Source organism: Virgibacillus salexigens, assembly GCF_014905415.1.
In the GTDB taxonomy this organism is placed as follows: domain Bacteria; phylum Bacillota; class Bacilli; order Bacillales; family Amphibacillaceae; genus Virgibacillus; species Virgibacillus salexigens.
Genome location: NZ_BNEO01000001.1, coordinates 576,805 through 602,453, shown reverse-complemented (window position 1 = coordinate 602,453; position 25,649 = coordinate 576,805). Strand labels below are relative to the sequence as shown.

The 25,649-nt window shown below is 37.3% G+C and carries 23 protein-coding genes and 1 riboswitch; of the genes, 13 read left to right on the top strand and 10 right to left on the bottom strand.

Annotation, left to right across the window (positions count from 1 at the left end):
* The 11 genes from JKP73_RS02805 (at window position 1) to JKP73_RS02755 (ending at window position 11,759) form a co-directional block, all read left to right on the top strand.
* On the top strand, window positions 1–1,227 hold the full coding sequence (locus JKP73_RS02805; protein ID WP_200410873.1) for an ABC transporter substrate-binding protein: 1,227 nt from the start codon (window positions 1–3) through the stop codon (window positions 1,225–1,227).
* A 26-nt stretch (window positions 1,228–1,253) separates the two neighbouring features.
* Window positions 1,254–2,162: a carbohydrate ABC transporter permease gene (locus JKP73_RS02800; RefSeq protein WP_160806696.1), complete on the top strand. Its 909-nt coding sequence runs from the start codon at window positions 1,254–1,256 to the stop codon at window positions 2,160–2,162.
* Window positions 2,162–2,983, top strand: a complete 822-nt coding sequence (locus tag JKP73_RS02795; RefSeq protein ID WP_234447071.1) for a carbohydrate ABC transporter permease — start codon at window positions 2,162–2,164, stop codon at window positions 2,981–2,983. The genes JKP73_RS02800 and JKP73_RS02795 overlap by 1 nt, the downstream gene beginning before the upstream one ends.
* A gap of 34 nt (window positions 2,984–3,017) precedes the next feature.
* Entirely contained in the window at window positions 3,018–3,776 is a 759-nt protein-coding gene (locus JKP73_RS02790; protein ID WP_021289427.1) for an IclR family transcriptional regulator, read from the top strand.
* An 86-nt stretch (window positions 3,777–3,862) separates the two neighbouring features.
* Window positions 3,863–5,152, top strand: a complete 1,290-nt coding sequence (locus JKP73_RS02785) for an aspartate aminotransferase family protein (RefSeq protein WP_200410871.1) — start codon at window positions 3,863–3,865, stop codon at window positions 5,150–5,152.
* A 24-nt stretch (window positions 5,153–5,176) separates the two neighbouring features.
* Entirely contained in the window at window positions 5,177–6,331 is a 1,155-nt protein-coding gene (locus JKP73_RS02780) for a mandelate racemase/muconate lactonizing enzyme family protein (RefSeq protein ID WP_021289425.1), read from the top strand.
* Window positions 6,332–6,353: 22 nt separating this feature from the next.
* Window positions 6,354–7,451, top strand: a complete 1,098-nt coding sequence (locus tag JKP73_RS02775) for a Gfo/Idh/MocA family protein (protein WP_200410870.1) — start codon at window positions 6,354–6,356, stop codon at window positions 7,449–7,451.
* A gap of 27 nt (window positions 7,452–7,478) precedes the next feature.
* Window positions 7,479–8,642: a M20 family metallopeptidase gene (locus tag JKP73_RS02770; RefSeq protein WP_021289423.1), complete on the top strand. Its 1,164-nt coding sequence runs from the start codon at window positions 7,479–7,481 to the stop codon at window positions 8,640–8,642.
* Window positions 8,643–8,697: 55 nt separating this feature from the next.
* Complete coding sequence (locus tag JKP73_RS02765; protein WP_200410869.1) at window positions 8,698–9,450, top strand: SDR family NAD(P)-dependent oxidoreductase; 753 nt, start codon at window positions 8,698–8,700, stop codon at window positions 9,448–9,450.
* 59 nt (window positions 9,451–9,509) lie between these two features.
* The gene (locus JKP73_RS02760) at window positions 9,510–10,382 is read left to right on the top strand and encodes a fumarylacetoacetate hydrolase family protein (RefSeq protein WP_200410868.1); all 873 of its coding nucleotides are present in this window, start codon (window positions 9,510–9,512) and stop codon (window positions 10,380–10,382) included.
* Between the two features lie 33 nt (window positions 10,383–10,415).
* On the top strand, window positions 10,416–11,759 hold the full coding sequence (locus JKP73_RS02755; protein ID WP_200410867.1) for a sodium:solute symporter family protein: 1,344 nt from the start codon (window positions 10,416–10,418) through the stop codon (window positions 11,757–11,759).
* A 488-nt stretch (window positions 11,760–12,247) separates the two neighbouring features.
* Here JKP73_RS02755 and JKP73_RS02750 read toward each other — a convergent pair whose 3' ends face one another.
* From JKP73_RS02750 to JKP73_RS02725, 6 genes are all read right to left on the bottom strand, one after another.
* Window positions 12,248–13,144, bottom strand: coding sequence for an AEC family transporter (locus tag JKP73_RS02750; protein ID WP_200410866.1), 897 nt, complete (start codon window positions 13,142–13,144; stop codon window positions 12,248–12,250).
* A gap of 192 nt (window positions 13,145–13,336) precedes the next feature.
* On the bottom strand, window positions 13,337–14,842 hold the full coding sequence (locus JKP73_RS02745) for a glycosyltransferase (RefSeq protein WP_021289418.1): 1,506 nt from the start codon (window positions 14,840–14,842) through the stop codon (window positions 13,337–13,339).
* A 229-nt stretch (window positions 14,843–15,071) separates the two neighbouring features.
* On the bottom strand, window positions 15,072–16,055 hold the full coding sequence (locus JKP73_RS02740; RefSeq protein WP_200410865.1) for a bile acid:sodium symporter family protein: 984 nt from the start codon (window positions 16,053–16,055) through the stop codon (window positions 15,072–15,074).
* 164 nt (window positions 16,056–16,219) lie between these two features.
* Window positions 16,220–17,623, bottom strand: coding sequence for a PTS transporter subunit EIIC (locus JKP73_RS02735; RefSeq protein ID WP_038242693.1), 1,404 nt, complete (start codon window positions 17,621–17,623; stop codon window positions 16,220–16,222).
* Window positions 17,620–18,372 carry a chitin disaccharide deacetylase gene (gene chbG, locus JKP73_RS02730; RefSeq protein WP_021289415.1) on the bottom strand — a complete coding sequence of 251 codons (753 nt, stop codon included), beginning with the start codon at window positions 18,370–18,372 and terminating at the stop codon, window positions 17,620–17,622. Before chbG ends, JKP73_RS02735 begins: the two co-directional genes overlap by 4 nt.
* Window positions 18,373–18,394: 22 nt before the next feature.
* Window positions 18,395–19,723, bottom strand: a complete 1,329-nt coding sequence (locus JKP73_RS02725) for a 6-phospho-alpha-glucosidase (protein WP_021289414.1) — start codon at window positions 19,721–19,723, stop codon at window positions 18,395–18,397.
* Window positions 19,724–19,876: 153 nt separating this feature from the next.
* On the opposite strand from JKP73_RS02725, the gene JKP73_RS02720 reads away from it, so the two are divergent.
* Window positions 19,877–20,599, top strand: a complete 723-nt coding sequence (locus tag JKP73_RS02720) for a GntR family transcriptional regulator (RefSeq protein WP_038242695.1) — start codon at window positions 19,877–19,879, stop codon at window positions 20,597–20,599.
* A 76-nt stretch (window positions 20,600–20,675) separates the two neighbouring features.
* Here JKP73_RS02720 and dapA read toward each other — a convergent pair whose 3' ends face one another.
* Window positions 20,676–21,566, bottom strand: coding sequence for a 4-hydroxy-tetrahydrodipicolinate synthase (gene dapA / locus JKP73_RS02715; protein WP_021289412.1), 891 nt, complete (start codon window positions 21,564–21,566; stop codon window positions 20,676–20,678).
* Between the two features lie 113 nt (window positions 21,567–21,679).
* A riboswitch (Lysine riboswitch) is annotated at window positions 21,680–21,859 on the bottom strand.
* Between the two features lie 85 nt (window positions 21,860–21,944).
* The gene (locus tag JKP73_RS02710) at window positions 21,945–23,252 is read right to left on the bottom strand and encodes a glycosyltransferase family 2 protein (protein ID WP_038242699.1); all 1,308 of its coding nucleotides are present in this window, start codon (window positions 23,250–23,252) and stop codon (window positions 21,945–21,947) included.
* 103 nt (window positions 23,253–23,355) lie between these two features.
* Here JKP73_RS02710 and JKP73_RS02705 point away from each other — a divergent pair, with 103 nt between their 5' ends.
* Window positions 23,356–24,321: a CgeB family protein gene (locus tag JKP73_RS02705; RefSeq protein WP_200410864.1), complete on the top strand. Its 966-nt coding sequence runs from the start codon at window positions 23,356–23,358 to the stop codon at window positions 24,319–24,321.
* 18 nt (window positions 24,322–24,339) lie between these two features.
* Here JKP73_RS02705 and JKP73_RS02700 read toward each other — a convergent pair whose 3' ends face one another.
* Both JKP73_RS02700 and rfbD read right to left on the bottom strand, forming a co-directional pair.
* Window positions 24,340–24,795, bottom strand: coding sequence for a dTDP-4-dehydrorhamnose 3,5-epimerase family protein (locus JKP73_RS02700; RefSeq protein WP_021289408.1), 456 nt, complete (start codon window positions 24,793–24,795; stop codon window positions 24,340–24,342).
* A complete protein-coding gene (gene rfbD / locus JKP73_RS02695; RefSeq protein ID WP_200410863.1) occupies window positions 24,796–25,647 on the bottom strand; it encodes a dTDP-4-dehydrorhamnose reductase in 852 nt (283 codons plus the stop codon).
* Window positions 25,648–25,649: the final 2 nt, after the last annotated feature.

Genomic DNA, 25,649 nt, shown 5'->3' with positions numbered 1-25,649 from the left:
ATGAGGAAAAAATTGTTTTCGTTTCTGTTGATCGGACTAGTTTTACTGGTTGGCTGTAATGAGGAAAAGAATGCTGGAGGAGAAGCTAAAGAAGGAGATAAGACCACGCTTACTCTATGGCACTATTGGTCAGAAAACCTAGAATCAGAGCTTATTGATCGTGTTGAAGCGTTTAATGCGTCTCAAGAAGATATCCAAGTAGAATTGACATATGTACCTTATAGCGAGTTAACACAACAGCTTTTAATTAGTGCAACGAGTGGTGATATGCCTGATTTGGTTATCGGGGGTATAAATGAAGTTCAGTTTTACGCAAAGTCTGGCATTCTAGAAGACGTTACAGACAAAGTAAAAGATTCTGGATTAGCAGAGAAAATGTATGGAAATATTGCAGAGATTCATCAACTTGATGACAAGTACTATGGTGTCCCGCTTCATACAAATGCGGTTGCGCTTTTTTACAACACAGATTTAGTAGCGGAGCCACCTACAACTTGGGACGAGTTAGAGAGCAGTGCAGAAGAATTAACAGAAGATGGATCATACGGCTTTTCAGCTTCAGCACATAATTCGCAGCATGGTACAGCATCTTGGATACCGTTTTTATGGTCCACAGGTAGTGATGTAACTAATATAACAAGTTCAGATGCGATAAGCGCACTTGATTTGTGGAAACGAATGTTTGATAAGAAAGTGATGCCGCAAGAAATTGTGAATAAAGAGTTAGAGGAAGTGGGTGTGGATTTTTATAATGAAAAAGTTGCGATGATTATCGGCGGCTCATGGATGATACCTACTTTCGAGACGGAAGCTCCAGATTTAAATTGGTCTGTCGCTCAAATTCCAAAAGATAAAACCCATTCGTCCGTTATCGGTGGGGAAAGTATTGCCATTGGGAGTGGGCAATCGATTGAAGAATCGTGGGAATTTATTCAATTCATGCTTGAACCTGATAGACAATTAGAGTGGCTGAAAGCAACTGGGAATTTCCCATTTAGTGACGATGTAGCTAATGACTCCTATTTCCAAGATAATGAAATACGTCGTGTCTTTGCTAATGTCATCCAAAATTCTCAAGGATATGGCTGGGGCGAACAACATAATGATATCAATACTGCTATTTATACTGTGTTACAGGATGCTTTAGTTGGTGGCCAATCTGCCGAAGAGGCGTTGAAAAAGGCGAAAGAAACAGTACAACCATTATTGGAGTCAAATAGGAACTAGAGATTTTATTAAAGGGAGGGAGTTTGGTGGAGAAGTTTGGAAATGCGAAACAATTAAATCGAAATAAATTCAAGGACTATACATTTCTTCTCCCTTCAGCTTTATTTTTACTCGCTTTTCTTGTGTATCCCATTCTGTACAATATTCTATTAAGTTTCAAGGATATAAACATCGGTAATCTGATTCAGGGAGAGCAGCCATTTGTCGGTATTGAAAATTATATTACCGTACTAAAAGATCCGCTATTTGGTAAAGCCCTTGTAAATTCACTAATCTTTACTGTTGCTACAATAATTTTTTCAACAAGTATCGGATTTGCACTTGCTTTATTATTCAATAAGTCGTTTCCTGGTCACAAATGGATGCGGTCGATCCTATTAATTGCTTGGATGACACCAATTATTATTATTGGCACCGTTTTTAGTTGGATGTTAAGTGGGGAGAACGGCATCATTAATGAATTCTTGCTTCAGAGTGGGTTTATTTCGCAGCCTGTGTATTGGTTGACCAATCCAAATTCAGCTTTAATTAGTATTATTATCGCAAATATTTGGATAAGTATCCCATTTAGTATGGTCATTCTATTATCAGGACTGCAAGGTTTGCCTTCAGGTATTTATGAGGCAGCTAAAATAGATGGTGCGAATAAAATAAAGCAATTTTATTACATTACACTCCCATTGATGAAGCCTACTATTCTCGTCCTATTAATGCTCGGGGTTATATTCACATTTAAAGTATTTGATTTAATCTATATCATGACTGGTGGTGGACCTGCTGATTCAACCCAGGTTATCCCATTTCTCGCATATCAGCTGTCCTTTAGCATGTATCGTTTTGGAGAAGGTGCTGCACTTTCTAATATTTCCTTCTTTTTAATAGGAATGATAGCGATCCTCTATCTCTATCTTATTCGGAAGGAGGAAGTAATGTGATGCGTAGTAAAAAGTGGCTATTCTCTATTGTAGGTTTTTTAATTGTTGCTGTATTCTTATTTCCAATCTACTGGATGGTAATCTCGTCTTTAAAACCAATGTCGGAGATCTTTGGTGAATCCACACTTTTCCCGAAGAATGTTACCTTTGAAGCGTATCGAAACATTTTTATAGGAAGTGATCTAGCCATATTTCGTCACTTCTTTAATAGCCTGATCATTAGCTTTGGGACAATGATTGGTACGATCTGCTTAGCTGCACCTGCTGCCTATGCCATTGCAAGAAAGAATTTAAAAGGAATCACCTTGTTTCTTTTATTTATTTTAATTACGCAGATGTTTCCGAGTAATATGTTGGCATTACCTCTTTATACGATGTTTGCCAAGATAGGATTATTGAATTCGTATCTAGGTGTCATTATTGCGAATATGACATTATCACTGCCATTTGTCATTTTGATCATGCGAACGCATTTTTTAACATTGCCCAAGGCATTAGAAGAAGCAGCAATCATTGACGGTTGCTCTAGGTGGGGAGCATTTTTGCGAATTATTCTACCTCTTGCAAGATCAGGAATACTAACTTGTGCGGCATTTAGCTTTTTACTTGCTTGGGGAGAATTTCTATATTCATTAACAATGCTGTCAGACAATAGTAAATGGCCGATAACATTAGCAATGCGACAGTTTGTTGGTCAGTTTGGAACAAATTGGGGAGAATTGATGGCGTTATCAGCTGTTTCTACCCTTCCTATCATCATCATTTTTATATTTACACAGCGTCACATTATAAGTGGTATTGCTGATGGATCAACGAAATAAATAGATAAAAGCAAGAATCGAAAGGAAGAACATCGTGGCTAAATACAATGTACCGGCTTTGGAAAAAGCTATTTCTATATTAAATCTAATTGCATCACCCGAAAGAAAATATACCGTTACAGAGATTCACAAGACGTTAGATATTTCTAAAACAACCGTTTTTTCAATCTTAAAGGTGTTGGAAACACATGATATCGTCAAGAAAAATGAAAAAGGAGAATACAAGATTGGGGTAAAGCTCTATGAATTAGGTATGGCTTATATATCAGAAGTGGATATGGTGAAAATAGCAAGGCCTTATTTAAATAAGCTAATGAATAAAACGGGATATACCGTTCATTTGGGGGTGTTGGATGAGGGGGAAGTGTTGTATGTGGATAAAGTGGAACCAAATTCATTTATACGATTTTCTACCTTCCCAGGACTGCGGACAGATTTTCATATAACGAGTCTTGGAAAGGTAATCGCAGCCTATTTAAAAGAAGAAGAACTTGAACAACTCATTGATCAGAAAGGACTCACACGTCATACAGATCGTACGATTACAGATAGTTCGAAGTTAAAACATTCATTACAGCAGATTCGAGAAAAAGGATATGCCCTCGAAGATGAAGAGGAAGAAATCGGCGTCAGATGTATCGGAGTCCCCGTTTTTAATGGAGACAAAGTGGTAGCTTCTATCAGTATTGTCGGCCATACCTCGATGCTGACATTTACCAATTTGGATGAATTGGTAAAAGAATTGCAGCAAACGGCCATGGCTGTCTCAAAAGAATTAGGGGCAGTAACGTAAATCACGCTGTATGTAGTATCTATGTAGTAGATATATAGGTCATAACGCTGCGTGTTCAATAATTAATCTCAAAGGAGGTAATATGTATGAACAAAGCGAGTAATGTAGAGCTTTATAAAGAGGCAACTGCCTATTCACCAGGTGGGGTGCATACTTCTATTCGTAATGTGGATCCGCACTTAATCTTCACAAAAGCGGAAGGAGCCTATATGGAAGATGTGGAAGGTAATAGATTTATAGACTACCAAGCCGCATTTGGACCATTTATTCTCGGACATAATTATCCTTATGTGAACAATAAAGTAACAGAAACTATTGCAAGAACGGATTTATTCGGTGTCGGAACAACAGATCTCGAAATCGAATTAGCAAAGAAGATTTGTCAGCATGTTCCTTCCTCTGAACAAGTATTATTTTGTAATTCAGGTTCGGAAGCAACGTATCATGCGATACGTTTAGCAAGGGCAGTAACAGAGAAGCGGAAATTAATCAAATTTCAAGGCTGTTACCATGGTTGGCATGATTATGTAGCACGTAATATGTTGAGTGATTGGGATAAAATTGGGAAACGGGATCCTGGTTCTAACGGGATGCTAGATGAAGCAGTTGATAACACATTGGTATGTACATTTAATGATCTTCAACATGTAGAAGAAACCTTAATCGAAAACAATGATGAAGTAGCAGCAATTATTGTTGAACCAATTCCACATAATATTGGCTGTATTTTGCCGGAAGATGGATTTCTAAGTGGTTTAAAAGAACTCTGTTCGAAATACGGCGCTTTGTTGATATTTGATGAAGTGATTACTGGATTTCGTCATGATATTGGTGGCTTTCAAAAAATAGCAGGCATTACCCCTGATCTAACTACCTTAGGAAAAGCAATGGCCAATGGATATCCAATGGCAGCTATTGCCGGTAAGAGGGAGTATATGTCTCGATTTAATACAAATCCAGGTGGTGATGTTTGGTTTGCAGGAACATACAATGGTCACGCAGTAGGGACAGCAGCATCACTTGCTACGATCGAAATGCTGGAGAATGAACCTGTACATGATCACATCTTCCGTTTAGGAGATAGGATGCGAAAAGGAATAAAGGAAATACATGAAGTACTAGGAATCGACGCGTTTGTTGCAGGATTTGGATCCGTTTGGACAACATATTTTATGAATTTTCGACCGAAAAACTATTCGGATTTACAACATAATGATGGAGAGCTATATGTTCGCTATCGCAAGAAGCTCATCGAAAAAGGTATCTTTAAAATGCCGATGAACATGAAACGGAATCATATTAGCTTTAGTCATACAGACAGAGAAATTGATGTAACTTTGGAAGCGATGGAGGATGTATTACGAGAATTGTTTTAAGTTTGAAGACATAGGAGGTTACCAATGAAAATTACTGATGTAAAAACATATATCGCAGGTAATAATTGGAAGAATTGGGTGTTTACACAGGTTGAAACAGATGAAGGAATAACCGGCTTAGGAGAGGCAACGCTTAACGGATTTGCAAAAACGACAGAAGCAGCTGTTCATGAGTTAAAACGGTTGGTGATAGGAAAGGACCCTTTCGATGTCGAGCAGCATTCCTTACGACTATTCCGTGATTACTACTCTGATGGTGGCCAGATTCATGGTGCAGCATTATCTGGAATTGAGTACGGCTGCTGGGATATCATGGGGAAAGCATTAGGGGTCCCGGTTTATAAATTACTTGGAGGAAAAGTGCAACCGAAGCTTCGTGCTTATGCAAATGGCTGGTATCGATCGGCGCGAACACCGGAGAATTTCTATAATAACGCAAAGAAAGTGATCGAAAAAGGATATACAGCATTAAAATTTGACCCCTTTGGATCAGCTTGGCGAACTGTGAGTAGACCTGATTTTAATGAAGCTATCGAAATTATTGCTGCAGTTAGAGAAGCAGTGGGAGAAGATGTGGATATTTTAATCGAAGGTCATAATCGATTTAGTGTTCATACTGCGTTGCAATTTGCTGATGCGATGCAGCCTTTTCAACCAACCTGGTTTGAAGCCCCTGTACCGCCACAAAAAATAAGTTCGATGGTGGAGGTTGCCAAGCGAAGTCCAGTACCAATCGCGTGCGGGGAGGATTATTATTGTAGAGAACAATTTTCGGAACTCTTAGCACATCATGCCGTTCACATTATTCAGCTGGAGCCCCAATATTTAGGGATAACAGCAGCGAAGCAAATTGCTGCGATGACACATGCAAGTAATGGTGTCATTGCTCCACATAGTGCCCAAGGACCTTTATGTTCGGTTGTTTGTGCCCATTTAAACACAGCTACACCGAATTTTTATTTACATGAGATATTCGATGATTTCAATGTCGACTGGACCCAACAATTATTAACCAATCCAATAAACGTAGAAAACGGCTATATTTCAGTTAGTGATCAACCTGGATGGGGGGTTGCATTAAATCATCAAATTGTAGAACAACATCCTTATCACCCAAATCATTTTTTACCACTCTTTTCAGACGGATGGGAAAAGCGTCAATCTGTTGAAATGAATTAATTGATGAGCAGGAGGAAAGTTCATGGGCAAATTACGCATTGGGATAGCTGGAACGAGTAGAGGAAGTCACTTTCATGAAGATTTTAGCAAGGTAGATGGTGCAGAAGTAGTCGCTATTATGGATCCGGATAAGAGAGCACGACAGGCTTTTTGTGATAAATATCAAGTTGAGTATGCGCTCGCTTCGTATGAAGATCTATTAAATGCTGGGATTGATGTGGTTGTTATTGCTTCGCCATTGCAACTTCATACTGCACAGGCGATCGACGCACTCAATCAAGATATTCATGTTTTATCAGAAGTTACGGCTGCTGCTACATTGGAAGACTGTAAGTTATTACTACAAGCTGCTAAAAATAGCAATGCACAATATATGATGGCAGAGAATTACTGTTATATTCGGGAAAATATCGCTATTCGAAACATGGTTAGAGCAGGTTTATTTGGTGACATATATTTTGCTGAAGGGGAATATTTGCATAATGTAACCTACCTTCATTACGACGAACATGGGAAGCCAACATGGCGACGTAAAGAAACAATGGGAAAACGTGGCTGTACGTACGGCACACATAGCTTAGGACCGCCTTTGGATTGGTTTAATGAGCGGGTGAAATTGGTTAATTGTCTGGGCCCGGGATCGCATACGGAGCCTGCATATGAAAACGATGACACAACGATGATGCTATGTCGCACAGAAAGTGGAGCCCTGATAACGATCCGTTTAGATATGGTGTCTAATCGGCCGCATAACATGGGATATTACTCGCTTCAAGGTACAAAAGGCTGTTATGAAGCGCCAAGAGTACCTGGTGGCACACATCGGATTTGGCTCACGGATTATACGCAATCAAAGGAGGAGTGGCTGGCGCTCCCCGATGTGTATGGTGATTTTCTTCCAGCTGAGTTAATTGATTTCCCAGAAGAGGCAAAAGATTCCCACCATTGGGGAGCCGATTATTTTATGGTCAAAGACTTTGTTCATCGTATCCTTGAACAACGACCAGTAGCGATTGATATCTATAAATCACTTGAAATGACCTTACCGGGAATTCTTTCAGAACAATCAATTACTCGTAATGGGGCTCCCATCGAGGTTCCGGATGTGCGAAAGTGGTAGATAGTAAAACAGATGGAGGGATATATAATGCCGGATTTGTATAAACAAACAGATATCGAGCTCGTTATCAACAATCTGCTGAATCTAGTACGTATACAAGATCATGCAGGTGATACGAGAGAAATTGCAGCACTTTATGAACAATTACTAACGGAAGTCGGCTTTAACGTAGAAACATATGAATTCATCCCAAATAACCCAACACTTATTGGAAGATTTCAAGGAAATACCAACCCTGATGGGAAAAAGTTAATCTTTAATGGACATATGGATGTCATTCCTTTAGATCATCGAGCCCCATTTGTTAAGGATGGGAAAGTATACGGTCGTGGAACATGCGATATGAAAGGATCCCTCGCGTGTATTTTGGAAGCTGCTAGAATGCTGCATGCTTCTCGTGATGCTATTAATGGGGAATGGATTGTGATTGCGAATAGTATGCATGAAAGCCCGGGGGGAAGAGGAGAAGATTTATATGCGCTTGCGGAAAAGATAGATTTAAAAGCTGATGCAGCAATCGTCATGGAAGGAGCAACAAGCGATTGCACCATTGCTCAAATGGGATCAGCCACGTTTCATATCGTTGTCGAAAGAGAGGGAGATCCTAGTCACCAATTATTCACACCGATTGAAACACCACACCCTATTCATGTTATGGCAGATGTCATTCATGCGTTAGAACTTGAAAATAAGTACTTAAACCAACAAGCGATTGAAGATATTGGCTATGCTTCTTACTTTATTGGCCATATACAAAGTGGATCCTTTTATAACCAAATGCCTAAGTATGCTAGTGTGGAAGGAGTCCGACGCTATGGACCAGATGACGATTTTGAGGCGGTTAAGCACCAAATGGAAGAACGATTAGCTACTATTGCGGATAAACATGGCGTACGTATTCATTTAGAGTTAACCAAGGTGAGAGATGGCTATCGCATAGCAAAAGATCATCCTCTAGTAACAGCTCTTCAGCAATCGGTAAAACAAGTAACGAAAGTGGAAATACCATTAACAGGGAAAAAACTAGTAACAGATGCTGGCATTTTTGTAAAAGAGATGGGGATACCAACCGTTTGCCATGGTCCTGATCAACGTACTGCTCACGGAGAAATAGAATATGTAGAAATCAGTGAACTGGAAAAAACGATAAATATTTACGTTCAGTTTATTCATGAGTTTTTTAAAGCATAGGCGTGGACGTGGAACGTACTTGGGACTAAAGCGTATAAGGGGAGGGGATTTTTGCGTGAACAAGCGAGTATTAGTTACTGGCGCTGCAAGTGGTATTGGGAGAGGAATTGCTGAAAAGTTCCTAAGTGCAGGATGTAAAGTAGTGTTGCTAGATAAGGATGAACAAAAATTATCAGCGGCGCTGCAAGATCTAGCTGAATTAAAGGGCGCATCACACGCTGTTATTTGCGACATTTCAGATGAAAATGAAGTTCAGTCAGCTGCTAATGCGTGTTGGAAATGTTGGGATGGACTTGATATTTTAATAAACAATGCTGGCTGGGCTGCTAGAGAACCTTTTCTAGAGATTTCATTAGCAAATTGGGATAAAATATTGGAAATCAATTTACGAGGCACCTTTCTCCTTAGCCAATGGATAAGCAAAGAGATGGCCGCGCAGCAAATACCTGGTTCTATCGTGAATATATCGTCAAAGAATGGGCTTGCAGGGAGTTCCAAGCTCGCACATTATAATGCCTCGAAAGCTGGTATCAATCTATTAACGCAATCTATGGCAGTTGAGTTAGCAGCGTATAATATTCGTGTTAACGCAGTAGCACCCGGATTCATTGATACACCATTAGATCAAGCCTTAAAGCAAAAAGAGGAACAATTAAATTTAACCGATAAAACTCCATTGAATCGACTTGGCACGATAGAAGAAGTTGCAAATGGAGTCTTTTTTTTAGCATCCGATCAAGCCTCCTATATTACCGGCTCGATATTACCGATTGATGGGGGGCATCTGGCAAATGCAAGTGAATTTTAAATCATAAACGATACTTGCTTCATTCGCATTTATTTATCATCGAAAAGGGAGGAGATAACATGAAATTAGTGACAATTAGAGGATCACAGACAAATTATCTTGGCATAAAAACAGATACAGGAGTAGTCGATCTAACTGCCATATTTCCTCGATATAACAATATGAAGAAGTTAATCGAGCATGTAGATATAACTCAATTAAAGACGATGATTACCGAACAAATGGAAAAAGAATTGCCGGTTTTTGTTGATGATACAAAACTTACGCTTGGTCCTTGTATCACAGATCCGGAAAAGGTCATCTGTGTTGGATTAAATTATCGTAAGCATGCTGAAGAAACGCAAGCAGATATACCTCAAACACCGATTCTTTTTAATAAATACAATAATACACTGGCTGGACATATGGAGGATATCAAATTACCAATGGATTCTGACCAAGTAGATTATGAAGCAGAATTGGCCATTGTAATTGGTAAAACAGCAACGAAGGTGTCGAAGGAAAACGCGAAAGATTATGTTTTTGGTTACTGCTGTGCAAATGATATATCAGCAAGAGATTTGCAGTTTAGATCTTCCCAATGGTTACTAGGTAAAAATTTAGAGGGATTTTGCCCACTAGGACCTTATTTTGTAACAGCTGATGAGATACCTAATCCAAATAACTTAACGATTAGTTGTCGTGTGAATGGAGAGGTTAGGCAACTGTCCAATACAAAGGATATGATTTTTCATTGTGATGAGATAATTAGTTATATTTCACAATATATGACGCTAAAAGCTGGAGATATCATTCTTACTGGTACCCCTGAAGGTGTTGTGATGGGGTATGATAAGGCAGCGCAAGTTTGGTTACGTGACGGTGACGAAGTGACAGTAGAGATAGAGGGTCTTGGAAAACTAACGAATGTCTTAACTAGCTGTTATGGTTAATTCTTTCTTTAAAGTGGGGAAGGGGTGAAAGAAATGATGGTTGAAAATCAAATTATTTACCTCGTATTTTTTTTACTATTTTTATTGTTTATGGTATGTATTGGAATTTGGGTAACGCGGAAAGTTCAAACAGGTGAGGATTTTTTAATGGGAGGAAGAGGGTTAGGCCCAATTCTTTTAATTGGGGCAACGGTTGCGACTGCTGTTGGTACGGGTTCAAGTATGGGGGCAGTCCAGACAGCTTATGAGCAAGGGTGGGCAGGAGCATTTTTTGGGATAGGATTGGGAATAGGAATGATTACGTTAGTTTTGTTATTTTCGGATGCACGGGATAAAAATTTTATGACGTTCTCTGAAGAATTGAGTTATTACTTTGGGGCAAGCAAAGTAATTAAAGGAGCTATGTCAATTATCTTATACTTAGCAGAGGTTGGATGGTTAGGAACCCATATTCTAGGGGGCAGTATTTATCTAGGGTGGATTACTGGTCTAGATCCTACAACTGCTAAAATTGTTACTGCAGTGGGTTTTGGCTTATATACCATAATTGGTGGATATTTAGCCGTTGTTTATACGGATGTGGTTCAATCTATTATTTTATTTATTGGGTTTACCCTTTTAGCCATATTGTCCTTCATAAGGGTTGGAGGCTTCACTGGTTTATCTGAAGGATTACCTAGGGAGATGACAACATTCTTAGGTGTTCAAGAAGCTGGATTAATTCCCGGACTATCCTTGATTTTAGTTACAGTGGTGGCAGTTTTAGTCATTCCTGCTTATCGACACCGTATTTATTCTGGTAAGAATGCGAGCGTAGTTAAGAAAAGTTTTATTATTTCAGGAATTGTAGCAGTGTTATTCTCTATTTTCCCAACCATCATTGGTTTATCTTCTCGATTGTTGAATCCGACCATGTCAGATACCGCTTTTGCCTTTCCCTATATGATAACTGAGGTATTTCCACTTTGGATTGGTGCTTTTTTATTGGTAGCAGGCTTAGCTGCAACGATGTCTTCAGGAGATTCAGATGCTATAGCTGGAACAACGATACTAGTGAGAGATGTTTATCAGGTAATTAGCGGGAAATTACCAAGTAGAAAGAAGACAATTTTGTTTTCAAGGATAGGATTAATGATAACCATTGGGTTAGCGCTACTTTTCATTATTGGTACTACAAACATCATTAGTTATATTACCAACATGAGTTCTACCATTATGACTGGTTTACTAGTAGCGGCTTTATTAGGGAAGTATTGGAGAAGAGCTACTTGGCAAGGTGGAATAGCAAGTCTAATAGGGGGATCTGGTACTTCTTTCACCATAATTTCAAATGAAACTTCATTGAATTTTGGGGAAATCCAGTTATCCCATCTTTAATAGTGTCCTTTCTTGCTGGTTTAATAGTTAGTTATTGTTCTCCAAAGAAAAAAATTACAAATGACGAGGCCCTAAAAAAATTAGAAGAGGAAAGAGAGATTTTTAATAATGTTGGTTAATTAGCTAGAATATAACTAAAATAAGAACCTCTAATTTGAATCAACCAATGTATGCGTTAAACTGCAATCTGGTATACGGGATACTTTCCACAGACAAGGGCTCAGCTAGCTCGGGTAAGAAAAAACGCTTACTCGAGTGGAGCCTCACTCACTCCCCCGTGGAAGTCATTTCTGTTCTATTATTAAGAATTGGTTATTATCCTTACAGTAGTAAATACCACTTTAAAAGCGAACGATAAATAATTTAAACGATTCTCCGAATGTAACTTCGCACATGAAGAAAACGGATTATTCCTTTATCTAAATTAGGATTGCCCTCATCTCTTTTTAAGCTAGACTAAATAGTATATTTTTCATACCACCCCACCCTCATATCACGATATTCAGCAATACGCTCAATGTAACGATGCTAACCAAAGTAGAAATTAGTGTAATACTCGATACTAATTCTGGTTCGGAATCGAATTCGATTGCATACATAGTTGTAGTTGCAGCGGTTGGCATGGCAGAAATAATAATTAGCACAGATGCAATAATTGGATCTACATCAACAATGAATACAAATAAATAAGCGATTGCTGGTGCAATTATCATTTTTAAGGTAACAGCAGATGTAACGACTTGCCAATTAAGTTTTAATCCAGTAATGGATCCAAGCTGCATTCCTAACATAATCATCATGACAGGAATGGCGGCATCCCCAACCATTGCTAAAGTTGAATGAATGGCATCTGGGATAGGAACTGCAACGTATTTAAAGATAAAAGCTAATATTGCTGCATAGGTAGTAGGCATCTTAAGAATATTTTCGCAGGCACGCCGTATTCCATTTGTACTTCTAGAAGCATAGTAGATACCAAAGAAATTATTTTGCAATGCTTGTACGACCATTATGAAAATGGCATATGGAACCGCAGCTTCTCCAACACTGAACAGGACAACAGGTAAGCCGTAATTTCCAGAATTCATAAATCCTGTAGCTAAAATAGAAGCACTTTCTGTATCAGGTTCCCATTTAAAGATTCTTGCTAGTAATTTATTTAATGCCACCATTAAGTAGAACAAAACAAACATATAGATCAGAATAATGAAGAAACCACTGTCATATTCCGCGTCATATAGTGTAACAAAGATCAGGGGTGGTGAGAGTATGTATAGTGACACGGTAGAGATGGATTTTACGTCTAAAACCCGAATTCGTTGTAAAATAAATCCTGAAGCAAAAACAGCCATAATTGGCAGAATAACACTAAGAAATAACATCATGTTGAACATCCCCATTTAATCAAGTAAGAAATAGTTTACCATATACATAGACAGTTAAGGAATGGAGATGGTTTCTTTTTAAAGGAGTTCAGGTTTGGTGAAAAAATATCAAATTTTAAAATCGTATATCCACTTCGGAAATTCTACCAATGGTATTAATTTGATAGAACTTATAGTAACGAGTATATCGTATTACAGGTAAAGTTCGAGCCAATTTCTGTTGTATCTTTTTTCACTAAATGTTTTTTTTACTTTTAATGCATTTGTAGATAAATTCTTACGATATTTTTCATTCTCCATTACGTCAATTATTTTTTTAGCAAGCGCTTGTCTACTTCCGTCTTCGACTAAATGCCCATCTATTCCATCTGTAATAATATCTTTAGGACCATATTTAATATTATATGATATTACAGGGGTACCCACTGCCATACTTTCTGTAATAACCATTGCAAATCCTTCTTGTCTCGAAGTTAATATCGAGCATGCTGCGTTTCTATACGTAGTTTGCGGAGAATTTGTATATGACTTTAGAAATACATTATTTTGTAATTTTAAATTCTTGATAAGTGCTTGCAGTTCTTCTTTACTATTTCCATTTCCATAAATATAATATTGTGCTTTTGGTAGTTTATCTACAACAAGGCGAAATGCGCGTATTGCTTCTTCAAGTCTCTTGACCTCATGAAGGCGAGCTAAGGTTACTGCAAGATATGGGTTATAGTTCAACGTATTTTTAGTTTTTCTTTCTTCTTTAATTGAAGTGGAGTGTGGGATTACTCTAAAATTACTGTTTGCACCATAGACTTTCTCTACATCTTGCTTTTGTTCATTTGTTAAAAAAACAATATAATCAAAATTACTTGCTAGCTCTTTGAATAAAGACTGATATGCTGGTTTAATCATACTATTATCATTAAACGGTTTTTGTAAATGACTTGAATGTATCACTTCAATTTTTTTTATATTTTTGTGCTGGACATTGGCTAACATTGGAGTAAACTTTCGCAATTCACTCGATACAACTGGATATTTAATCCGTTGTAATACAGATTCTAGCCATTCTTGCTGACATTTAGATAAACTAGTGAACTCTTTGGGTTGATGTATAAACCGTACTACTCTTCCTTCATTGTCTGACTTTGGATTAACATACACACTGAAGATACAATTTCCCGACGTATCAAAATATTGATCAAAGCGGGGTTTATTGTTCGTGCTGTCCATATGCCTTGTCCTCGCCAGAATACCGTTTTCATTATATTCCTCCCGACGAACCCTTTTACCGGTTTCATCCATATAATCAATAAATTTTATACATCCTTCAGCGTTAAATCGTTTGTACATGATGTATAATCCATTTTTATAGTACCTATAAGAAGGTTCTTTTTTCCTGTTTTCAACTGGAAATACAGTGTACCCTTTTTCTTTTACGAGTTGTTTTTTTGCTTTTGTTTTCTTCTTCATCAATTGCATTTCTTCAAAAAAATTAATGACTTTTACATGTTTACTGAGAATATTCTTATCATAGAGTTTTTGGATAATTTTATTAAAGTATTGTTGATATGCAAATGTAATTATCATGACGTTCTTATTGTGCTGTGATAACATATTTGCTCTTTTTATGGAAGCTCTTGTAATACCACCGCGTTCAACATCTAATGAATTAACTAAAATAATAGGTGTTGTTTTCTTCATTGTCAGTGCTCCTTGTCATAATAGTCTCTTGATAGCAGGATATAGGGATTAGTAATAAGGAAGAATCATGATGTCTGCCTATATAAATAGATTATTTTTCCAATACATCATTATAAAGCATTATTAAAAAGTTTCCTAGACTTATTTTTAGTTATAAAGGAGAGGGAGTTAGTTAAACGCTTATAATCAGCTTCTTAATTAATTCTAATGGAGACTTTCGAAAATTAATTTAGCTAATATAACTGCTGCTTCTTTGTTTATCAACATCTGTTGTTTTTTTACGAATAGGTCGTCTTGACCAAATTGAAGCTAGAATAGACCCATTAATAACGTGGGTTACCACAGCTACCGCTCCAGGCAAGGCGGTCAATGGCTGCTGAGCAAAATGCGTATTTGCTAGCGATACGCCCAGACCTGCATTTTGGATACCCACTTCTATCGATATCGCCCGTCTCATGTCTGCATCAAGTCTTAAAGCCATCGCTATAACATAGCCAAGTAGCAATCCTGATAGATTATGGATAATAACAGTAAGAAAGATTAATATACCTGAGGCAGCTATATTTTCCGTATTCCCAGAAACTACGGCAGCAACTACACCTGAAATCGCGATAACAGAAATAAAAGGCAATGCTTGCGAACTTTTTTCTACGATGTTAGGCAAGAACTTTTGAATAATAATACCCAAAGCGATCGGAATAATAATCACTTGAATAATTGAAAGAAACATAGCAAAGGGGTTAACTGGCATCCATTGCCCAGCAAGTAAATATAGTAATAAGGGTGTAAGCATAGGCGATAGTAATGTTGAAAAAGAAGTCATTGCAATAGATAATGCGACATTTCCTTTAGCAAGATAAACCATTACATTCGATGCAGTACCTCCTGGGACACATCCAACTAAAATAATTCCAGCAGCTAACATTGGCGGCAATTGTAAGAGCGTAGCAATTCCGTATGCGATTAGTGGCATAATCGAAAATTGGATAAGTACTCCAATTAGGACTGGTATTGGTTTGGTTAGAACAAGTTTCAAGTCAACTGGTTTCATATTCATCCCCATGCCAAACATAACAATTCCTAATAAAATATTGATATAGGAATTAAGCCATAGAAACTGATTTGGAAGGTTGAATGCAAGGATAGCTACCAGAATGGTGATTAAAGCAAAGTACTTATTCGCAAAGGTACTGATGAAATTAATTGTTTTCATTGAGATCTTTACTCCTTTAAATAATAAGAAATTGTTTCATATTATAAGGATTGAAAACAGAAAAGTCTATAGATTTTCAAAATTTTATAATTGGTAGTTGTATTCCATATCATAGGTAGCTTCATCCAAGAGAAGACCGCACCTTAGATGCGGTCTGGTAAATATTATATTTCGATAAGTTTTTTAAATTCTTGGTATATGTTGGATACTTCTGGACCTACAACAATTTGTACGTGTTGATCGTCAACCTTAACGACACCGTGTGCGCCGGTTTGCTTGATCTTTTCTTCGTTAATGATGGAGGCATCAGCTAAGACTAATCGTAGACGTGTCATGCAGTTTTCGTAATCAGTTATATTTTCTTTACCACCTACATTTTCAAGAATCTTTTTCGCCATGTATTCATACTTCGAATGCGATAAGGATAGTTCTTGTTCACGCTCTTCTGATTCTTCACTGAATGCAACATCATCTTCTCTTCCAATTACTTTTATATTGCGTTTTACGATAATGGTGTAGAATGTAATGTAATATAATACACCAAATGCTAGACCGATAGGGAGGAGGAGTAGACCATTCTCCGCAATACCAAGGTTTAATCCATAGTCAATGATACTCCCTCCCCAAGAAAAGCCGTGCCGGACATGTAACAAATACAATGTAGCACCTGCGAGTCCTGTATAAACAGAGTGAATGAAGTATAATAATGGCGATGTAAAAATAAATGTGAACTCAATAGGCTCTGTCAGACCAGCTACAACAGAGGTAAGGCTTCCGGAACTCATGAGTGCTTTTGTTTCTTGTTTTTTCTTTTTCTTTGCTGCTCGAGTAATTGCTAAAGCTATTGCAGGGATACCAAAGATCATGACGATAAAGAAGCCACCAAGGAAATAACCAGCAGTAGGATCGCCATTTAAAAATCTTGTTATTTCTCCAGTCACTACCTCACCTGAAGGTGTTTCATAACTGCCTAGGCCAAAATAGATATATGTGTTTAATACGTGATGCAAGCCAAATGGCAGGAGGAAGCGGTTGAGAAATCCAAAGATAAAGATTCCTAACGCGCCTAGTCCTACGAGTGATTGGGCAAAAAAGTCAATTCCTGCTTGGGCATATGGCCAAATAAAAGTGAATATACCTGCAACTGGAATCATGGTTAAAATAATCATCGTAATTGGAAATTTTTCGCCACCAAAAAATGAAAAGATATTCGGTAATTGGGTATTCTTAAATCGATTGTAGATAAAGGCGGCAATTAACCCAGATAATACCCCACCGAAGACACTCATATTCAAGTCTGGATTCATCAGGGCTAATCCTTCATTTAATACACTAATCGCTAAAAATCCAGTTAATGCTGGAATCCCTCTATCCTTTGTTTTTGCTAGGCCCATGGCAATACCAATAGCTATTAAAATATCCATGTTATTAAAGATGACTCCTGCGGCTTGGAATAATGGTAGATCTAGTAAGTCAGGAGCACTTATGCGGAATAGAATCCCAGCTATTGGCATAGCGACAATTGGAATGAGCATGGACTTTCCAAGCTTTTGCATAAACCGTCTCATGATAAAGCTCCTCTCCTTAAGTCTCGATACGAAATTAACTGTACATGAGAGCTGTTTCGAAATTTCGCTTTCATCGAAGGATGGATTAATGCAGTTAGCTCTTCTATGCGCGGCATCGCGTAGGAAGACTGCTCTAAAATCTGCTTATCTAAATAAGCCGGGTGACACATGATTTCAATCGTAGTTGCATGTCTATACATGGCGAGCAATTCATCGATATCTTTTAATAAAACCTCTGGGTTCATTTCAAACGCTTCCGTTGTCCGCAGCGCTTTCGTCGTGTCATTATGTTGTAGATAATTGCGAACAGGTAGATTGTATTCTTTAGCAAGTTCTACAAATATTGGCTGCATTGTTTCTTTATGATGAATATGATGATGACTATCAAGATGAGTTGGAGTAAGCCCAGATGCAATAAACGATTCAATTTGTGCTTTCCATTCAGAATATAACTCTTCTTGATCGATATGAAATCGTTTCTGATAATGATGGAGTTTTTTGAAATTACCATCCATATCTACTAATGTGTGATGTGTAGAACATATTGGTTTTCCGCATGTGAGGGTCAGATGGACGCCGATTCCGAGATCTGGATGATTTCTGCCGAGTTCATAGGCATGCTGTGCACCAGGCATATTGGTCATTAAGGTTGTTGACGTTAGCACACCCTCTGTATGCGCGTCGATAATCCCGTAATTAATCGCACGCGAATATCCAAAATCATCTGCATTAATAATCAATTGCTTCATATCTATTCCACCTTCAAGAATTTTATTTTAGAGCTGGCCAATACCCTTGATTGGCTTTTATTAAGTCATTTAATATAGCTTTAGCTGTTGGAGCATGGACAATTGTTCTGTTTAACGTAAGAGCCTGTAATGCTTTTGTATAACTATTTTCATAGAAAGCATCTACAACTAGCTTTTCATAGGCTAACTGATTTTCAATTAATCCTTTGTAAAACCGAGGGATTTCCCCAACGACATACGGTTTTGGTCCATGCTTTGTAAGCGAGGCAGGGACTTCCACCATTGCATCATTTGGAATATTAGATATAATTCCGTTATTTTCAACAATGACAATATAAGTCTCTTGCAAATGGTAAACAAGGGAGGCAGCGGCTCGTATCATATAAACCCCATGAATATCACTTTCTATATCTATCATTGCAGCAGTTTTCGCGTTAATAATCTGGTCACATTGTTCGTGGACACGCTTTTCCCTTCCGTTAATTACTTGACGTGCTCTTGTATTGCCGATCTCTTCCTTTTTCGCTAAATCGTCTGGATAAAGATAGTATTGCAGGTATGTATTTGGAAGATATTCTGGAAAATCGATCAGCATTTGCCTTGCCTGCTTAAACGTTTGCTTCCATGATTCATCATGGGCAATTTCTTTATCCTTAGGTATGAACCCCTCCTCAAGTATTTTATTTTTAATGGTATCCGTTAAATCATTCCCCTCTTTATCATATATTCTTGTAAACCAACCAAAATGATTTAATCCAAAATATTCTGGTACGAGCTCCCATACATCTTTATGTAACATCGATGCATAGCTGTGCATAATTGCAATAGGCATATCACAAATATTGAGAATTCGTTCATCTGCTTTAAACTCTCGATTTAATGCATCGGCTACGATGGCGGCTGGATTCGTATAATTCAATATCCAGGCGTCTTTGGAATACGATCGGATATCTTGAATTAATGCAACCATGTCTGTAATTGATCGCATACCATAGGCCATGCCACCAGCCCCACAGGTTTCTTGGCCGACTACACCATGGCGTACAGGGATTTCTTCATCTTGCTCCCGCATCCTTAATCCACCAGTACGGATTTGAATAAAAGCAACATCGATGTCTGTGAACGCTTCTTGTTTATTCGTCGTATAGGTGAACGTTTCTAATTCTGGATAATTTTCTTTAAGGATAATTTCCGATGCTTTGGCTATTTTCTCTTGGCGCTGTTTATCATTATCATAGAATACAATTTTTCTTAGTGGAAAGTTAGCTTTCTCGGCTACTAAACTCATAATTATTCCTAGTGTGTACGTACTTCCACCGCCAACGATGACTAGATTTTGCTTGCTTCTCATATGAAACCCCTTTCATTTATAATTTAATACAACTTTAACACAAATATTATATGGTTATCAATACAAATTTAGAACAAATTCTATCAGTAACTATGAAAATCATGCTGTAAATGGTAGACTGAAGTATATATTTTTCGAGAGGCTGGTCGTTGAATGTGGGATAAATCATTGCCTTTATACAAACAGATCGCAAACAGAATTAAAGAAGATATCATCTCAGCAAAATTAGCGCAGGGAGATGCTATTCCGACTGAAACAAAGCTAGCTCATTCGTATGGTGTTAGTCGAGTAACAGTAAGGCAGGCTATTAAGTTATTGGTAGAAGAAAAATTATTATATCGTGTTCAAGGTAGTGGAACATATATAAGCCATAACAAGGTTGAACATAATATATATAAATTACAAAGCTTTACAGAGGAAATGATCAGACTAGACCATCAACCATCGAATGAAATAATAGAATTTCAGTTAACATTGCCTTCAGTAGAAGTGCAGGATGTATTAAATGTTTCGGAAGATGATAAGGTGTATTATATTAAGCGGTTACGATTGGCAGATAAAGAAGCTTTTATTCTGGAGGAATCTTACTTGCCTGTAGAACTGTTCCCAGACTTGTCCATTGATGTGATGAAAGAATCAAAATATGACTATATTGAACAGAAAGGTCATCAGATCGATAAACGTTACGGAGAACTGTATCCGATCATGCCAACGAAAGAGATTGTGGATTTTCTTCATGTTGAGGAGAATGAGCCGCTGCTTTATTTAAAAGCATTTTCAACATTTGTGCAAGGAACGGTATTTGAGTATTCAAAAATATACTTTCATCCGTCGAAATATGTATTTAAGTTTATTTCGCTGAAGGATAGGGAGTAGTAAGTAAAAGCAAAAAGAAACAGCCGTCACAAAAAGATGTGCGGCTGTTTTATGGCATTGCATAATTGTAAATTTTTTATATCGCGGATACCATGGATTGGCTGAACTGCAATACATGTTTCAATTCTTCGTACTCTTCTTGATGTAGAGGCACCATTGGCAAACGAACGCTACCAACAGAAATACCTTTAAGGTTCAATGCTGCTTTTACTGGTGTTGGACTCGGTGCCGCAAATAGTGCTTTCATAATTGGGAGTAGATGCTGATGCACCTCTGCACTTCTTATTACATTTCCATTTCGATACTGGTTGACCATTTCTTGCATTTCATTGCCAATTATATGGGAAGCTACGGAAACGACACCAGTTCCTCCTACCGATAATACAGGTAATGTAAGTCCATCATCTCCACTATAAAGTGTGAAATCATGAGGCGTGCGACGAATGATTTCCGTGATTTGATCAAGGTCACCGCTGGCCTCTTTAATTGATACAATAGAATCAATTTCAGATAGTCTTACAATTGTTTCAGCGCTAGCATTGGCAACAGTTCTACCTGGAACGTTATAAAGCATGATCGGTAGGGAGGTTGCTTCGGCGATCGATTGAAAATGTCTATATATCCCTTCTTGTGAAGGCTTGCTATAGTATGGGGTAACCAGCATAATACCATCTACGCCAGTTTGTTCTGCTTGTTTCGTTAACTCAATCGATGCTTTTGTATGATTTGATCCAGTCCCAGCAATAATTGGAATTCTGCCGTTAGTAATTTTCACAACCGATTTAAATAACGCTAATTTTTCTTCATTTGTAAGTGTTGGTGATTCTCCAGTTGTACCAGCTACGACTAATGCATCGGATCCATTTGCAATTAAATAATTAACTAGATTTTCCGTTGCTTGAAAATCAATTTCTCCTTGTTGATCAAATGGGGTAACCATTGCAGTTACTACTTGGCCAAATAACATTGCTTCACACCCTTTTTGTGTAATTTTTGATAGGTGGAAAGGCCATATATAATAAACGCAAAAAAGCAACAGCGAGGGGTATCACTGCTGCAGAAACGTTAGAATCGTTTCTTGCGTCAGATAGCCCTCCATATAGTTTCCTATATGACAGTCCTGTATTTATTCAATAGCAGAACCAGCTACAGAAAATATGAGATTTCTGTGGCTTCGGCAATGCCCCCTTTCCACCATCTTCCCTGGATCTCATCATCCTCAAACGGTGTAATCATGAACATTGCACCTCTATCCTCACTTCAAAAAATTGAAATAAGAAGATATTTAGTTGCCTGTAATATAACAGAAAATCATTATTTATGCAAGGGAGAAAATTTCTTTGCTTTAAATTTTATGTTGTTTATTATCTTCTCCTATGAAAGGCCAAGTTATTGGGGTTGCCACTTCGAATAATTGAAATTCTCCTTTTGTTAATCTAACAGCATTTCTCGTAAATAATTTCAGTTTATTTAATATTTTTAGATGAACGGGGTGTAGACAATGATTAATACTTAAATAATGTGTATTCATATATTTGAAAACAACTCCATCTGGTAGTAGTGTGTTATTAGAAATGCGTTCAACTATTACTTCACCATCTTTTAATTTTGTTAACGTAATGTCATCCATTAGGATTATGTCCTTAATATGAAGATGGAATCTCCGTAAAACCCTATTATTGCAAATTTTTCTTTTTTTGTTATCTTGGATAAAATACATTTCTTTGGATTCTCTTGATTGTACTAAACGTTGATTTGGAATGAAGCCATTATTAACAAGATTGAGGTCAATAGGCATAGTTTCTTCATATTTAAAAAGGATGGGGTCAGGTATTTGTACAACGTTAGCTCTGTTGTATTTTAATTGGTCAAACATCGCTTCTGAAATATGTCTACGCTTCTGATTGTCAATTAAATAAACTTTGTCATCTAATCCTTTTACTAAAACACCATCCGGTATGGTTTCTGGAAGATAAGATGTTAGCTGTTGCAGAGATGATGGGGTAATTAAGCTAACATCTAAGACTTTAGGAATGGGATGGAAGGGGGCAAACCTATTTAATCGATTCCAGAATGCTGCATCAGCATTATACCAATACATAGGATCATCATTCCAATAACTTTGATAGGATTTAAAAACTTCATTGGCAATGTTTCTCGTATGCATTACGGAGCAATGATCGACTTGATGTGCAGCCTTTTTTAAGATGCCCTTCGTGTTTAGGTTCTTTTCAGCTACCACATTGTAAGAATGATCAACATGTTTTATCAATTGTCCAGAGTACACAATGTTAATGGAAGGGTGTTGGTCCAAGAAATGCGCCATCTCCTCTAATCTTTCAGGCAAATAAAACACATCATCTGTTAAATAGGAAATGTATTCTCCGTGAGATAAGGAAATGGCGATATTAATTAACGTAGCATAGCGAGTTTTTTTATATCTTTGATTGTCTTTAATACCACTATTATAATAATAAATGCGTGAGTCGTCTAAATAAGTATGGATAATATTAGTAGTTTGTGTGTTCGAAGCATCGTCCATAATAAAAAGTTCCCAGTTATTAAATGTCTGATTTAATACACTATTAATAGCTTTGCCAACTGTGTCTGGCTTATTATAACTTGTAAGAATGACGGTTATTTTAGGGTTCACTCTTATCACCTGCCTCATTTCCCTTTTTGCTAGTCATTTTTTGAAGAACTCCTAATATAATTGAAAGCAATAAATATCTATAAATAGAGGAGATATCTTTGAAATGAATGTTTTATATATTCCATCCGGATATTCTGGTATTTATACCTATTTTGATCAATGGATCTACGATGAAATAAACAAATGTAGCGGATTGACTACAATGTATTTCTCGTTACGAAACGGAGGGAATTTTCAACATGTTTGTCAACAGTTTAAACCCGATATGATTCTAACTATTTTGGGGGATCATCTTCCTATTTATATATTAGAAACCATACAATCCGGCAATTTTAAGTCGGTTCTTTGGCTTACAGAAGATCCTTATTATACGGATCGTTCCATTAAAATTCTGCCGTACTTCGATTATATATTTTCAATTGATTCAAATGCAGTAGCATATTATAAAAGGCTAGGGCACAAAAATGTCCATCATCTGATGCTTGGTACAAACCCTTCTGTATTCTCGCAAAGAAGTATAGAAAGGCAATATGATATATGTATGGTCGGGTACCCTTATCTAGAAAGAATTCGATTGGTGTTATTAATTTTAGAAAAAACTTCATACACTATGCAATTAATTGGAAATAATTGGCGTGCACAATGGATTCCAAAATCAGCTAGAAGCAGATGTAAGGTAATAAGTCGTTGGATTCCCCCCAACAAAGTTGCAGATTTCTATTCAAATTCTAAGATTATACTTAATACGTTACGGCCTCATAATGAACCCTCCAATCAGAATACGGCTGGAATTCTTAATCAAAGTGTTAATAATCGTATGTTTGATATTGCAAGCTGCGGTTCATTCGCACTTATGGAATATATTGATGAACTCCCAACTTATTTTCAAGAGGGAAAGGAGATTGTTTCATTTCAAACAGATGAAGACTGCATATACAAAATAAGCCAATATTTAAATAAAAATGAATTACGACAGGAAATTGCTGAAAGTGCAAAAGATAAGGTATTACGTTTGCATACATTTGCGAGTAGAGTGGAAGAAATGATAGGTATCGTAAGGAGTGATTAACCCCACCATTGTTGTTGACTAGCGATAATGCGTCTGCCAATCAAAATCGATTTGTTTGTCGTCCCAAGATAACCGTTTTTCATCAGGATTTTTCGGATTATACGAAGTGGTTGTAAAATAAATTAAAGTTGCTGGATTACAACCAAGCACACGGTATCCATGTGCGACTCCTTTAGGGATTAATAATAGAATAGGATTGTTTTCACCCATATAATATGTTTCGGTTTTCCCACTTGTACTTGAATTTTTTCGAAGATCATGAAGAACCACTTGAGCATTTCCAGATGGAAAAAACCATAAGTCATCTTGTTTTTCATGATAATGAAATGCTTTGATGACTCCAGGGTAACTCATGGAAAAGGTTGCCTGCCCAAAGTGTTCTAGCAAATTATCATCATCTCTTACTAACTCAGTCAGATAACCGCGATCATCACAATGTCTTATTAATTCTTTAACAACTACGCCTTCCATCATTTAAAGTTTCTCCTTCCCCATAAATTTTGTTAACCCCTTTTTCCATGTACATGGTAAGGAAATGTTTAATTGCTTCAATCTTTCCATTTTTAGAGCAGAAAAAAAAGGCCTTGGCACGGAAGTCTTTTGGTAATCCTTTGTTAATACTGGTTTTACCAGATGAATACCTGTGCCTGACTCTTGGTAAATTACTCGAGCCAAATCATACCAACTACATTTTCCTTGATTGCTAATGTGATAGATACCATAAGGAGATTCGAATATTTCTAAACATTTTTCAACAAGATCTTCTGCATACGTTGGAGATCCAATTTGATCCGAGACAACTGACACCTCCTGACCTTGCTTCGCCAAATACCATATCGTTCGTACAAAATTTTTTCCCCCGTGCCCGTATAGCCAAGATGTTCTTACAATATAGCTTTCAGGGTTGGTTTTTAAAACGACTTCTTCCCCTAACCATTTACTTAGGCCATAGGTGTTTTTGGGATTTGGCTTGCTCGTTTCGCTATATGCCACATTGCTTTCACCATCAAATACATAATCACTGCTAATATAAACTAATTTCACCTTATGACTCTTACAAGATTTAGCAATATTTAATGAACCAAGTGTATTGACTTGGAAAGCTTTCATTTTCATATTTTCACATTGATCCACATCGGTGTAAGCAGCACAATGAATAAGATAATCAGGCTTATTCTGCTTGATGATTTTGTCAACTTCCTCGGGATTTGTTATATCCATCTCTTTTTTTGAATAACTGATGTTATGATATGAAGGCTGTAATCTTTTTGCAAATGCTACTCCAAGCTGCCCTTCCCCACCTGAAATAATCATTTTTTTCATCATAA